We start from the raw sequence: 12,748 nt of genomic DNA, 5'->3' as shown, positions 1-12,748 counted from the left end.
CAGGCCCATCACCCAGCGCCAGCGACTCAACACCCTCGGGTGTAGGGATTGGGTCGATGAGTGAGCGGGAGGCGGCGGAGTCCGCGACCGAACAGGCGGCGACCAGCGCTGCCGCGGCCGGCGCGCCGCCGGTCGTGGCTCCGCCGGTCGTGGCTCCGCATCTGCTTGTCGTGACCGCGGTGGATGCCCCACCCGGTCACATCGCCTGGCCGGGGCAGCCGGGGCAGGCGGCGTGGGCGATACCAGTTGTCATTCCGCCGGGTACCCAGGGCTACCCGGTCTTCCTTCCGCTGCTGCCACCCGGCAGCCCGCCGCCTACCCCGATCCCGTATCCCGCCATGCCACCGGCCTCGCCGACGATGGGGCCGCCCCTGGTCCCGCCGCCCCGGTCCGCCGCGACGCCGCCCCAGCCGGCGGTTGCGGGACCGACGCCGCAGCCCGCCGTTGCGGGACCGATGCCGCCGCAGCCCGCCGTTGCGGGACCGATGCCGCCGCAGCCGGCAGTTGCGGGGCCGCCGGCACCGCAGCCCGCGCGGCCGGTGCCGGTAGCGCCGTTCCCTGGCTTCGGACCGCCTCACGCCGCCGCCCCGGCACCGTCGTTCTTCCAGACTCGCTGGCCGGGACCGGCGTCGGAGCGGGGTGTGGAAGTACCGTTGGCCGTCATCGCTGGAGCACTCGGCCTGGCTATCTTCCTGCCGCTGGGCAGCACCGGCATCGGTTGGCTGCTCGCCGGGCTCGCGCTGGTACTCGGGGTGATTCCGGCCGTGCGGCGTGCCGTGGCCGCAGTACCGCCGGTCGAGCGGTGGATCAGACTCGGCTGGACAGCCGCCGCGCTGGCGCTGCTCACCGTGCTCGCATTCCGCAATGCCTGGTGGCTGGTCACCTTCAGCGTCGTGGGAGCGTTGGGCTGCCTCTCGTTGGCCATCGTCGGCGGTCGTCAGGTCCGCTCCATCCTGTTCAGCCTCGTCGCCGTGCCGGTCGCCGCAGTCCGCGGGTTGCCGTGGGTGCGCCGTCACCTGCGCCGGTCTCCGCACCGGGCCGGGCTGGGCGCCCGCGTCGCCTGGTCGGTCGCGGTCACGGCGCTGGTACTGCTCGTCTTCGGGGCCCTGCTCTCGTCGGCTGACGCGGCCTTCTCCGTAGTGCTCGGCGATGTGGTACCGGCGATCGGCGTCGGCCAGGTGTTCAGCTGGGTGTTCCTCCTGGCGGTCGGTGGTCTGACCGCGGTCGCTGCGGTCTACACCGTCTGCGCGCCGCCCGACCTGTCCGCGATGGACGCGGCGGCGCGGCGTCGGCTGCGGACCCTGGAGTGGGGGCTGCCGGTCGGCGCGCTGGTGGTGCTCTTCGGAGGCTTCGTCGCCGTGCAGTTCACCGTGCTCTTCGGCGGTGAACGGCACGTCCTGCAGACTGCCGGGCTGGACTATGCCGACTACGCGCGCAGCGGTTTCTGGCAACTGGGTGCGGTCACGGTGCTGACCCTGGCGATCCTCGGCGGCGTCGGTCGGTGGGCCCGGCGGGACCGGGCCCTCGACCGGGTCTGGCTGCGGATCCTGCTGGGTCCGCTGTGCGCGCTGTCGACGGTCATCGTCGCCTCCGCGCTCTCCCGGATGTACACGTACCAGAAGGTGTACAGCTTCACCGGCGAGCGCATCTTCGTCATGGCATTCGAGTTGTTGTTGGGCTGCATCTTCCTGCTGGTGATGGGGGCGGGGCTGCGGCTGCGGGGCGACTGGATCCCCCAGATGACGCTCGGGCTGGGCGTGGTCATGCTGCTGGGCCTGGCCGTACTCAACCCTGAGCAGTACGCGGCGGAGCGCAACATTGCCCGGTACCAGGAGGCGGGGAAGATCGACGCATGGTACCTGCGGGCGCTGTCGGCGGACGCAACACCCGCCCTGGCCACGCTGCCAGACCCGGCACGCCGGTGCACGCTCAGCTGGGTCTCCAGCAAGCTCGCCGACCCGGATCCCTGGTACGCGTGGAATCTCGACCGATCACGGGCCCGCCGGACGCTGGACCGGCTGGGCCGCGACGCGATCGGGGGGCCGTTCGACTGCCAGTCCGCCGACCAGTTCGACTTCCCGAAGACGCGGTGACGCGTGCCCCGGTCCTCGCCGCCGGCGATGGGCGTTAGGGTTCTGGGCGTACCCGGTTCGGGCTCCGCGGCAGTCTCTGACAGCGGCAAGCAGGTGCCCATGACCGTACTTTTCGCCGGTCATGAACGACTCCACCGGGCTATGTAACGCGATCCCCCGACGGTCCGCTGGTTTGTCACAGGGACGGTCTGGCATTGCGGGGGAGAAGTTGGATTTTCGACGTACGACTCTGGCCGCAGTCGTCGTGCTGGCGCTCAGTGGCTGTTCCGTCAGTGGCCGCCCCTCCGCCAGCACGCCTTCCGAGGGCGGCGGGACCGCGGCTCACGGTTCCGCCCTGTCGTCGGCGCTCGACCAGGTGCCAGACATCGGCGACGGCTCCGTGTTCTACGCCGACTGGTCGATGCTGGGCGATCAGAATACGACCTCGTTCGCCGGTGGGCTCGTCGCCGTTGATGACCAGATGCAACGCGACCTGGGCATCAGGTCCAGGGACGCACGGTGGGAGTTGGACGTCCAGCGCGTCCACCTCCCACCGGTGGAGGTGCTCAGCTACGACGTACGCACCGATCTATCCGGCCTGGCCACCAAGCTCACCCGGCTCAGCTACCGCGCCGACGGATCGATCCTCATTGGTCCGACAGGCCAGGTAAGCCAGGAACACACGTGGATGTTCCCACTACGCGCCATCGGCATCGACCGCAAACGGCATCTGCTGGTCGGTAGCTCAGACGCGGTCGCGGTCCGGTCTTTGATGGCCGTACCGTCCCACCCGCTCGGCCACGCCGAGTCCGTGGTCCCGCTGCTCGCTCAGGTCGCGGCCAGGCAGGACCGTACCGCCACCGCGGCGATCGCCGTCGGCTCCGCCGCCTGCATGCCATTGACCAGCATGATCGGCAAGAGCGTCAACCCGGAGCAGCTCGCCGCCGTACGCCGGCAATTCCCTGGCACTTTCACGCCGCCGCAGGCGGAGATCACTGCAATAGCCGGTCCGACCGACACGACCGCACTGGACGCGTTGACGTTTCCCGACCACCGCAGCGCGCAGGCCAACCAGGCGGCCCGCTCGGCCGCCTCCCAGACGCTCAGTGGGATCGAGGGTGATGCGAACGAGGTCCGGGCGACCGGCACCGCGGTGACCGGGAGGGTGCTCAGCTTCGACCTGACCGCAAACCAGCCGCAGGCCGTCGTGCAGAGGGTCATGGGCAGCAAGCTTGGCGTGGACCTCTGCCCCTGATCAGACGCCGGCCGTGCTTGTCAACGGCATTCCTGGATACGTTCCTGGCGCGAAAGACGGACCCGACGCGCGTGCGGGGTTCGAGGGCGACAACTGTTCACCTGATGATCGACTTTCGTTTGTCGCATCTCGGCGACTACGCCCTAGGTTCCCTGTAGATCCACTCGCCCGGAGAGGAACGTTGGTGTCTTTTCGAATTCGCAAGTTGCCGCTGGCCGCGGTTGTGGGGGTCGTCGCGGTCGCCGGTGTCGCCGGTGTCGCCGTCGCGGCTTCGCCGATCAGCGGCAGTGACTGGCCGTACGACGGCGCGGCCAAGGGTCAGCAGTACACGCTGGCCGCCGTCGGCGATATCGCCTGTGAGCCCGCCGACGCCGAGAACGAGTCGAATCCCGCCTCGCTCAAGTGTGGAAGCGCCGACCTGGGTGGCTACGACGCCGAGTACGCGACCGCGCGGCAGACCCTGGGCTTGCACCCCGATGCTGTCGCCCTGCTCGGTGACGAGCAGTACCAGGTCGGCAAGCTGAGCGACTTCGAGGGCTCCTTCGAGCAGGCGTGGGGTGGCCTGAAGTTCATCGAGCGCCCGGCGCCGGGCAACCACGAGTACTACAGCTACACCAAGAAGGGCGACAACGAGCCGGCGCAGAACGGCACCGGCTACTTCGGCTACTTCAATGGCCACGACCAGAACGGGACACCGAACAGCCAGGGCCAGGCCGGTGACGACACCGCCACCAACCAGGGCTGGTACTCGTACAACCTCGGCAACTGGCACGTGATCTCGCTGAACGTCGAGTGCAACTCGGCCGCGTTCAACAATGACTGCTCGACCACCGGTGGCGGCCTGCTCGCGCAGGAGACGCGGTGGCTGGCCAACGACTTGAAGAACAACAACGAGCCGTGCACGGTCGCGTACTGGCACCAGCCGACCTTCAGCGCCACGACCGACTCGACCGCGACCGTGCCGGCCTCCGCGCCGGGTGCCGGTGGTCAGGAGGGCGGCGTCGCCGACGCGTGGTGGCAGCTGCTCTACAGCAATCACGCCACGCTCGTGCTCAACGGCCACGAACACGCGTACGCCCGCCTGCGTCCGATGGATCCGGCCGGCAGCTACGACCCGAAGCACGGCATCCCGGAGATCATTATCGGTACCGGTGGTGAGGCGCTGGATACCCTGGCCGTGTCGAACGGCGTGTACGCGAACCCGAACGTCGTCACCGGCTACGACCAGGGCTACGGCGTGATGAACCTGACGCTCAAGCCACACGGCTACTCGTTCACGTACAAGCCGGCGCTGGCCGGTGCCGGGTTCGGCCCGTCCGCACTGGACTACAGCGACTCCGGCTCCGGCAGCTGCCAAGGCTGACCCGTTCGCTTCGACAAGGGGCCCGGTTCCGACAGGACCGGGCCCCTTCGCGGCCGGTCAGAGGGTGCGCAGCGCGTCCGCGGGAGGTAGCCGCGATGCCCGGGTGGCTGGGTACAGGCCGGCTAGTGCACCGACCAGCAGGGCCGCGATCAGGCCGGCCAGCGGGGCCTGTAGCGGGATCGCCACCGGATTGCCGGCAAGGCGGGCCGCAGCCACCGTGGCCAGGCAGCCCAGCCCGATGCCGACGACCCCGCCGATGACGGCCAGCAGCGCCGATTCCAGCAGAAACTGCGCGGCAACGTCCCGCCGTCGCGCGCCGAGCGCTCTGCGCAACCCGATCTCGGCTCGCCGCTCCAGCACCGAGATCACCATGATGTTCGCGATGCCGACCCCGGCGACAAGCAGTGCGATGGCGCCGAGGCCGAGGAACAGCCCGACGAAGGCGCCCTTGGCCTGGAGCCTGGCCAGGATGACGTCCGACGGACGCTGGACCTGGACGTCGGGCGGGCTCTCCGGCGACGCGGTCGCCCCGAGCACGGCCGCCACCGCCGGCACCTGGTCGGGATCGACCCGAATATAGATGCGGGTGGGCACGTCACCCAGGTCGAACAGCTGGTCGGCGATGCCGAAGCTGATCAGGGCCGAGGTGTCGATCTCCGGCGCGACGCTGACCTGGTCCAGGATTCCGACCACGGCGAAGTACCGGCCAGCGATGAAGACCTGGGTCTGCGCGGTGAGCTTGTCGATGCCCAGGCTTCGCGCGGCGGAGTAGCCCAGCACGGTCTCCGGGTACCGCTCGGCGAGCGGCCCGAGGAACGCGCCGCGCAGGATCCTGGTCGACAGCGTGCTCGGCAGCGACACCTGCGCGGCCATCAGGTTGATGCCGTTGGTGTTCTCCGGCGGGATGCGGTCGGTCCGCCGGACCGTGGCCCCGTCGATGTTGCCGACCGCGGTGGTGGAAAGCACCGGCGGGATGCGTGCGATCATCGTCTGCGCCGTGGGGGGCAGCGGGGTGGGATTGCCGTCGAACGTCTGCCCGGTCCCGACGGTGAGCAGGTTGCCCTGTTGGCCCAGCTCGTCCAGCAGGTGCTTCTTCGAGGACTCCGCCGCGCCCAGGACGGCGACCAGCGCCGCGATGGCGATGGCGATTCCGAGCGCCGAGAGAGTCGAACGGATCCGGCGGGCTCGGAGTCCGACGGTACCGACGGAAAGCGCGTCAGATGGACGCAGGCGGCTGCGTGGTCTCATCCGGTCGCTCCCGAGTCGTGCACGATCCGCCCGTCTTGGAGCTGGATCTTCCGCTCCATCGCCGCCGCGACATCGTTGTTGTGCGTGATGAGCACGACCGTGGTGCCCTCGTCGGTCTCGCGCAGCGTGGCCAGCAGGTTCACGATCTCGTGCCCGTTGGCGGTGTCGAGGTTGCCGGTGGGCTCGTCGGCGAGCAGGACCGCCGGCCGGCCGACGAGTGCGCGGGCGATCGCCACCCGCTGCTGCTCGCCGCCGGAGAGCTGAGCCGGTCGGTGACGCATCCGGCCGGCCAGCCCGACCCGTTCCAGGGCCTGGGTGGCGTGTTCTCGCCGAATGCTGGTCGCCACTCCCCGGTACACAAGGCCGGTGGCCACGTTCTCCAGCACCGAGAGGTGGTCGAGGAGAAAGAACTGTTGGAAGACGAACCCGATGTGCCAGGCACGGACACCCGACAGTTGCGTGTCCGACATGGTGGAGGTGTCGGTCCCGGCGATGCGCACCGTGCCGCCGCTGGGCCGCTCCAGCGTGCCGAGGATGCTCAGTAGGGTCGACTTGCCGGCCCCGGACGCGCCGGTGATGGCCACCGTCTCGCCGCGTTGCACGGTGAAATCCACATCGCACAGTGCGGTGACGGTCGTCGGCGGTGGATAGGTCTTGCTCACGTTCCGCAATTCGAGCGCGGGGGTCATGAGGACGGCACCTCCACGTCGTCGCCCTCCCGCAGACCGTCGCCGCGCACCTCGACCAGCGTGTCGGAGAACAACCCGGTGGTGACGCCGAGCAGGATGCGCTCGGCGCCGTCGAGCTTGTAGACGCCGTACCCACCGTCGGCAAGCGCGACCAGCGCGGTGATCGGCACGGCCAGCACGCCGGTGACCGTCTCGTCGGTGATACCGACCTGTACCGGCGCGCGGTCGAGGTTGGCCCCCAGTTGCGGGTTGTCGAGCGTGACGATGCCGGGGACGGTCACCTGCCCGCCACGGCCGGGGTCCTGCTGCTGCGGCTGGTCGTCGGCTACCGGCGACAGGTAGGCCACCTTGCCGGTCACCTTCTTGCGGTCCGGCAGCGTGATGGTCACGGTGTCGCCGGGGTGTACCAGGTAGGTCTGGCCGGTCGGCACGTTGATCGTGACCACGGCCGTGGTCGAGGTCGCGGTGAGCAGCGGTTCCCCGCCACGCACGTCGGTGCCGAGCTTGGCGGTGACCGTGTCGATCCGGATCGCGCCGGGCTGGAAGGTCACCTCGCCCAACTCAATGCGGCCGTTGACCCTCTGGCCGGTCGCCCGCTGCCAGCGCCTGATCGCGGTCGTAGTCGCCGAGGTGAACGTGTTGTTGGCGGTGGACAGGTAGCCCAGCGCCTTGAGGTTGTCCTCCAGCGCCCGCACGTCCGGCCCGGGCGCGATCCCGGCGGCGAATGGCTGGAAGGCCGGGCGGCCGGCGTAGAACAGCCGGACCGGTCGGTTGTTCACCTCGTATACCGGCTCGTTGCGTTTGATCACCGTACCCGGCTGCGGAAGCGTGGTGAGCGTGCCGCCGGCGCCCTGCGCGATGACGCTGTAGTCCCCGCGGTACCCCAGTGCGCCGGACACCTGCGTGCTGGTGGACAGATCGGTCCTGGTGACCTTCGCCGTCGTGGTCGGTACCCCGGTGGGGGCGGTACTGGCCGCGCCCGGACGCTTCCAGGCCAACAAGCCACCGGTGGCGGTGACCGCGACCGCGGTGGCCGCCGCCGTCACAAACGTTCGTCGATTCATTGCGTGAGACTCCCCAGGCTGGAGGCACGGGCCTCTTCGTCGAGGATCGACCGGCACGCCTGCAGCGCGTGCTGAACAGTCGGGTCGGTCTTGTCTCCGGGCAGATCCTCGGGGTGCATGCCGAACCCGTGCCCCGGCGTGAACAGATCGTTGGCGGTCGGATCGCGGAAGTTGGGCAGACCGTTGGCGCGCATGCACCGCGCCGACTTCACCCCGGCCTGGACCAGCTTCGGCGGCGCCGGCGCCTGCCCGTCGGGCACGAGCTGCGCGGTGAGGATCAGGTCCCTGCATGCCTGCGCCACCGCCTGGACGGTGTTCTCGTCGGCATCCTGCAGGCTGCGCGAGTCGGTGTACACGTGGCCGTCCGCGCTCAGCACCGGATCCTTGTAGGTCGGGATGCCGTGCTGGCGGATGCACTCGGCCGCTGCGTGCAACGCGTTCTTGCGCGCATCGCCGCTCGCCCCGGCACAGGTCGGCCGGTAACCGAGGTCATCGCCGGATCCCCTGCCGCCGCCCGTGCCCTGACTGGCACCGCCGCTTGGGCTGGCATCCGGCCGGCGCCCGCTGTCGCCAGTCAGCTGGTTGAGGTCCTCGGCGGCGCTCATGCAGGCACCAGAGCCCGGTGGCGCCGAATGGCTGGCCCCGCCGAGGCTCGGCACGCTCGGCGACCTGCCGCTGGAGGTGCATGCGGTCAACGCCACGGCGGTCAACACCGCGGCGGTGAGCAGTCCGATTCTCATGGCCGTCAGGTCTACACGCATGACGGTGACACGGGCGCTACACGCCATGTAGGACCGATGTCATCAGCCGCGGCGCACAATGGTCGGCATGCGGGTGCTTGTGGTTGAGGATCACGCGACGCTCGCCGAGCGGATCGGTGAAGGGCTGCGCGATGCGGGTATGGCCGTCGACATCGTGTACGACGGCGCGGCGGCGCTGACCCTGGCTGCCGAGACCGACTACGACGTCCTGGTGCTCGACCGGGACCTGCCGGTCGTCCACGGCGACCAGGTATGCCGGTCACTGGCCGCCACCGACGGCGCCCGCATCCTCATGCTGACCGCCGCCTCCGGGGTCGACGACCGCGTCAACGGCCTGGAGTTGGGCGCCGACGACTACCTCGGCAAGCCGTTCGCTTTCCATGAGCTGGTCGCCCGGGTGCGGGCGTTGGCCCGGCGGGCCCCATCGGCGCCTCCGGTCGTGCGGCGCGGTGACCTGACCGTCGACCGGGCCCGCCACCGGGCCAGCCGCGCCGGTCGACCGTTGTCGCTGACCCGCAAGGAATTCGGGGTCCTGGAGATGCTCGCCGCCGCAGACGGGGCGGTGGTCAGTGCTGAGGACCTCCTGGAGCATGTCTGGGACACCACAGCCGACCCGTTCAGCAACATCGTCTCGGTCACCCTGACCCGGCTGCGGCGCAAACTCGGCGCTCCGCCGCTGATCGAGACCGTCGTCGGCAGCGGGTACCGGCTGTGAGGGCAGGGCCGAGCCGGGACGGCGATCAGAGCCAACCGGCGGCACAGCAGTGAGACGGCCCAGATTCAGCGTCCGTGTCAGGTTGACGCTGCTGTACACGCTGCTGTTCGCGATCTGCGGGACAGCCCTGGTCGCGATCACCTATGGACTGCTCGCAGCCAACCTGCCGCGCGTCACCGAGCTGACTCTCGACAAAACCAGCGTCGCTAAAGCCGGGGAAGGCAAGGACGCCAGGCCGCCGGACGAGTTCCTCGAACAGTGCAGGCTGATTCTCCACGGGCAGCCGACCGACGACGCCAATCTCCGGACCAAGTGCCAGAGGGCCTACGACGAAGGCGTCATCATCGGCGCCAAGACGCAGCGCGACGCGACGCTCGACTCCCTGCTGTGGCAGTCGGGGTTGAGCCTCGCCGCCGCGACCCTGCTGGCCGCCGTGGCCGGCTGGTTCGTCGCCGGGCGCGTCCTGCGCCCGGTGCACCGGCTCACCGCGGCCGCTCAGGCAGCCTCTGAACACAACCTGTCGGCCCGGGTGGCGCTCGATGGTCCACGCGACGAGTTGCGCGAGCTGGCCGACACGTTCGACACGATGCTCGACCGGCTGCAGCGTTCGTTCGAAGGGCAACGGCAGTTCATCGCCAACGCCAGTCACGAGCTGCGTACACCGCTGACCGTCCTGCGCACGAGTGTCGAGGTGGTATTGGCCAAGCCGCACGCGACCGAGGCCGAACTCACGGGGATGGCGCGCGATGTTCGAGCGGCAGTCGATCACGCCGAGGCCCTGATCGAGGCACTGCTGACCCTGGCTCGCAACGACGGTGGGTTGGCGGTCAGCGAGCCGACCGACCTGGCCACGGTGGCCGAGGATGTGCTCGACGTAACCAACCTGCACGACCGGCAGGCCCACCTGTCGCTGGAGCCGGCCCTCACCACCGGCGACCCGATCCTCCTGGAGCGGCTGACCGCCAACCTGGTGGACAATGCGGTGCGGTACAACCTATCCGGCGGCGATCTGTGGCTGGCCACGTCCACGGTGGACGGACACGTGCGCCTCGACGTGAGCAACCACGGACCGGTGGTGCCGCCGGGCGCAGTCGGGGCGTTGTTCCAGCCGTTCCGGCGGCTGCACGACCGAACCAGCAAGGATGGCTTCGGCCTGGGCCTGGCGATCGTCGCCTCGATCGCGCATGTCCACGGCGGCACGGTGCACGCGCAGCCGATGGCGACTGGCGGCCTGCATGTCACGGTGACCCTTCCGCGGTCCGCCGATCTTGGACCTGCCCCCGATCTGCCCGATACTTCGCTCTCGAGAAGGCGCGATGCGCGTTGAGTGCGTGGCCCCGCGGCGGCCTCGTCACCGGTCGTTGGACCGCCGTGCAGTGGGTCGACCGCGGCCCGTGTCGAACCTGACCCGGCCACCCGAGTCCCGTACGCGTATCGCGGCGGACCTTCGAACGCGAGCGGCGGGGCGCATGGACCGGCTGGTGGGTCGCTCGGTGGCGGCCGCCCGATGAGAGGTGACCATCAGCGCCCGTCGTGCGCCGTCGGTCGTCGGACGCCGTCGCGGGTGTCCGCGCTGGATGTCTCCGTCCAGGCGCGGATCCTGCAGTTGCTGCGCCGGCTGCAGCAGGAGCGCGGGCTCAGCTACCTGTTCGTCTCCCACGACCTGTCGGTCATGCGCCAGATCGCCGACCGCATCGCGGTGATGTATCTCGGACAGATCGTCGAGGTCGCGGACACCGAAGAGCTGTTCACCCACCCCCGCCACCCCTACACCCAGGCGCTGCTGTCCGCCGCGCCGGTGGCCGACCCGCAGGTCGGACGGGCCCGCCGCCGGATCGTCCTGCAGGGCGACCCGCCCTCACCGGTCGACCCGCCCACCGGCTGCCGGTTCCGCACGCGCTGCCCGCTGGCGCGCCCGCAGTGCGCCCAGGCCCGTCCGCCGCTGGAACCCACCGGCGCGTCCGGACACCTCGCGGCGTGCTGTTCCCCGTGGACTCCATCGCCGAACTCGCCCTGGCACAGCAGCGCCGGGTGGCGACTGATCTGGGTCGCGGCGCGGCGCAGACGAGCCGAGCCAGAATGGTCGAACGGTACAGTCCACCGCCGATGCCTGAGGCGACCACCCGTTCCATCCACAGTCGAGGCTCGAGGAATCCTGGACTTCGCCGAATTCAATCGGGGCTACCGCTCCCGGTTCCGCGAACCCCTGCCGGTCCGAACCACGGTCGGCTCCACTCTCAACGGAATTCTTGTCGAGATCGACGTTGTGGCGTACGCGGGCTGACCGCGCGCGGTGCCGATGGCGTGACACGGCCCCGGCCGGACGGTAGGGCCTGGGGCAGAGACGGAGGAGAACGCCGGTGAGCGCAGGAGTTCAGGCTATTCTCGAGCAGGCCCGCGACCAGCGGATGTTCTCCGCGGCGGCATGGTCCTACGGGAGCGGCGAACAGATCCTCGGTCGCGGGACCATCGGGACGCTGTCCTGGGGCGGACCGGACGCCGACGCGCACACCCTGTGGGACCTGGCCTCCGTCACCAAGCCCATCGTCGGGCTGGCGGTCATGTCACTGGTCGAGTCCGGAATGCTCCTGCTCGAGGACACCATCGGTCAGCACCTTCCGGCATTCGCCCACAGCGACAAGGCGAACCTGACCATCCGCCAGCTGCTCACGCACACCTCCGGCATCCCCGGACAGATCCCGCTGTACCGCTGGTGCAGCACGCCCGCGCAGTTGGTCGACGCGATCCGCGACGTGCCCGTGGCGTTTGCCCCCGGAAGCAACGTCACCTACAGCTCGCAGGGCTTCATCCTGCTGGGGCTGATCGCGGAAGCGGTCAGCGGACAGTCACTGGACCAGCTGGTCGCGCACCAGGTGACACGGCCGGCTGGGATGATGGAAACCCGCTTCCTGCTGCCCGCCGACCTGCAACAGCACGCGGCGGCGACCGAGGAGTGCCCCTGGCGGGGACGCCTGGTCCAGGGGACGGTGCATGATGAGAATGCCGAGGTGCTCGGCGGCATCGCCGGCCACGCCGGGCTGTTCGCCTCACTGGCCGACGTGGAGTCTCTCGGACAGGTGCTGTGCCGCGGCGGCGTCGGTCCGCATGGGCGGTTGCTCTCACCCGCCGGCCTGGTCCAGATGATCGAGCCGGCCACCGACCACCTGCCGCTACGGCGCGGCTTGGCCTGGCAGGGCCGAGACCCAGAGAACAGTCCAGCTGGTGACCTGTTGGGCGTGCGGGCGTACGGACATACCGGCTTCACCGGAACGAGTCTGTGGATCGACCCGGACCTCGGCATCTACATCGTGCTGCTGACCAATCGGGTGCATCCCTCGCGCGCCGGCGAAGACTTTGCCCGTGTACGCAGGTTGGTGCACAACGAGGCGGCCCGCGACGCCACGACCAACAGGTGACGCAACCCGGCAGTACGCCGTCGAACGCTGAGGTCCTCGAATGCTCGAAGCTGTGTCTGAATGGCGGCCAGCCGCGCGTTTCGGTCGGCGGGCGGTGGCGGTGTGGTGGTGCCAACCTCGGGTGCTGCAGCCGGCGTGGCAACTGATCCCGAACGGCCGCCGGGT

General features: G+C 69.9%; 11 protein-coding genes and 1 pseudogene. 8 read left to right on the top strand and 4 right to left on the bottom strand.

Features of this window, described 5'->3' with window-relative positions:
• The first annotated feature begins 56 nt into the window (after positions 1 to 56).
• The 3 genes from Raf01_RS24350 (at position 57) to Raf01_RS24340 (ending at position 4,690) form a co-directional block, all read left to right on the top strand.
• Positions 57 to 2,093: a DUF4153 domain-containing protein gene (locus tag Raf01_RS24350; protein WP_203920298.1), complete on the top strand. Its 2,037-nt coding sequence runs from the start codon at positions 57 to 59 to the stop codon at positions 2,091 to 2,093.
• Between the two features lie 208 nt (positions 2,094 to 2,301).
• Entirely contained in the window at positions 2,302 to 3,327 is a 1,026-nt protein-coding gene (locus tag Raf01_RS24345) for a hypothetical protein (RefSeq protein ID WP_203920297.1), read from the top strand.
• A 184-nt stretch (positions 3,328 to 3,511) separates the two neighbouring features.
• The gene (locus Raf01_RS24340) at positions 3,512 to 4,690 is read left to right on the top strand and encodes a metallophosphoesterase family protein (RefSeq protein WP_203920296.1); all 1,179 of its coding nucleotides are present in this window, start codon (positions 3,512 to 3,514) and stop codon (positions 4,688 to 4,690) included.
• Positions 4,691 to 4,747: 57 nt separating this feature from the next.
• Here Raf01_RS24340 and Raf01_RS24335 read toward each other — a convergent pair whose 3' ends face one another.
• The 4 genes from Raf01_RS24335 to Raf01_RS24320 are packed head-to-tail and all read right to left on the bottom strand — an operon-like array spanning position 4,748 to position 8,296.
• The gene (locus tag Raf01_RS24335; RefSeq protein ID WP_203920295.1) at positions 4,748 to 5,938 is read right to left on the bottom strand and encodes an ABC transporter permease; all 1,191 of its coding nucleotides are present in this window, start codon (positions 5,936 to 5,938) and stop codon (positions 4,748 to 4,750) included.
• A complete protein-coding gene (locus Raf01_RS24330; RefSeq protein ID WP_203920294.1) occupies positions 5,935 to 6,627 on the bottom strand; it encodes an ABC transporter ATP-binding protein in 693 nt (230 codons plus the stop codon). Before Raf01_RS24330 ends, Raf01_RS24335 begins: the two co-directional genes overlap by 4 nt.
• Positions 6,624 to 7,691 (bottom strand): peptidoglycan-binding protein, encoded by a 1,068-nt coding sequence (locus Raf01_RS24325; RefSeq protein ID WP_203920293.1) that lies wholly within the window; start codon positions 7,689 to 7,691, stop codon positions 6,624 to 6,626. Before Raf01_RS24325 ends, Raf01_RS24330 begins: the two co-directional genes overlap by 4 nt.
• On the bottom strand, positions 7,688 to 8,296 hold the full coding sequence (locus Raf01_RS24320; protein ID WP_203920292.1) for a hypothetical protein: 609 nt from the start codon (positions 8,294 to 8,296) through the stop codon (positions 7,688 to 7,690). Before Raf01_RS24320 ends, Raf01_RS24325 begins: the two co-directional genes overlap by 4 nt.
• Between Raf01_RS24320 and Raf01_RS24315 the strand changes: the two genes are divergently transcribed.
• The 5 genes and pseudogenes from Raf01_RS24315 (at position 8,295) to Raf01_RS24295 (ending at position 12,583) form a co-directional block, all read left to right on the top strand.
• Entirely contained in the window at positions 8,295 to 8,483 is a 189-nt protein-coding gene (locus tag Raf01_RS24315) for a hypothetical protein (RefSeq protein ID WP_203920291.1), read from the top strand. The genes Raf01_RS24320 and Raf01_RS24315 overlap by 2 nt on opposite strands.
• A 36-nt stretch (positions 8,484 to 8,519) precedes the next feature.
• A complete protein-coding gene (locus tag Raf01_RS24310; RefSeq protein WP_203920290.1) occupies positions 8,520 to 9,167 on the top strand; it encodes a response regulator transcription factor in 648 nt (215 codons plus the stop codon).
• A gap of 82 nt (positions 9,168 to 9,249) precedes the next feature.
• Positions 9,250 to 10,494, top strand: a complete 1,245-nt coding sequence (locus Raf01_RS24305; RefSeq protein WP_203920289.1) for a HAMP domain-containing sensor histidine kinase — start codon at positions 9,250 to 9,252, stop codon at positions 10,492 to 10,494.
• 237 nt (positions 10,495 to 10,731) lie between these two features.
• A pseudogene (locus tag Raf01_RS49765) lies at positions 10,732 to 11,148 on the top strand (oligopeptide/dipeptide ABC transporter ATP-binding protein); the annotation flags it as partial.
• Between the two features lie 379 nt (positions 11,149 to 11,527).
• On the top strand, positions 11,528 to 12,583 hold the full coding sequence (locus Raf01_RS24295) for a serine hydrolase domain-containing protein (RefSeq protein ID WP_203920287.1): 1,056 nt from the start codon (positions 11,528 to 11,530) through the stop codon (positions 12,581 to 12,583).
• The last annotated feature ends 165 nt before the right edge of the window (positions 12,584 to 12,748 follow it).

Origin of the sequence: Rugosimonospora africana, assembly GCF_016862975.1 — a bacterium.
GTDB classification, from domain to species: Bacteria; Actinomycetota; Actinomycetes; order Mycobacteriales; family Micromonosporaceae; genus Rugosimonospora; species Rugosimonospora africana.
The sequence above is the reverse complement of the archived record's forward strand: the minus strand, read 5'-3'. Positions and strand labels throughout refer to the sequence as shown.

Bases quoted from the DNA above. Each gene is read 5' to 3' on its own strand.
- Raf01_RS24350 (WP_203920298.1), top strand. From the start codon at position 57: ATGAGTGAGCGGGAGGCGGCGGAGTCCGCGACCGAACAGGCGGCGACC.
- Raf01_RS24335 (WP_203920295.1), bottom strand. From the start codon at position 5,938: ATGAGACCACGCAGCCGCCTGCGTCCATCTGACGCGCTTTCCGTCGGT.
- Raf01_RS24330 (WP_203920294.1), bottom strand. From the start codon at position 6,627: ATGACCCCCGCGCTCGAATTGCGGAACGTGAGCAAGACCTATCCACCG.
- Raf01_RS24325 (WP_203920293.1), bottom strand. From the start codon at position 7,691: ATGAATCGACGAACGTTTGTGACGGCGGCGGCCACCGCGGTCGCGGTC.
- Raf01_RS24315 (WP_203920291.1), top strand. From the start codon at position 8,295: ATGCAGGCACCAGAGCCCGGTGGCGCCGAATGGCTGGCCCCGCCGAGG.
- Raf01_RS24320 (WP_203920292.1), bottom strand. From the start codon at position 8,296: ATGAGCGCCGCCGAGGACCTCAACCAGCTGACTGGCGACAGCGGGCGC.
- Raf01_RS24310 (WP_203920290.1), top strand. From the start codon at position 8,520: ATGCGGGTGCTTGTGGTTGAGGATCACGCGACGCTCGCCGAGCGGATC.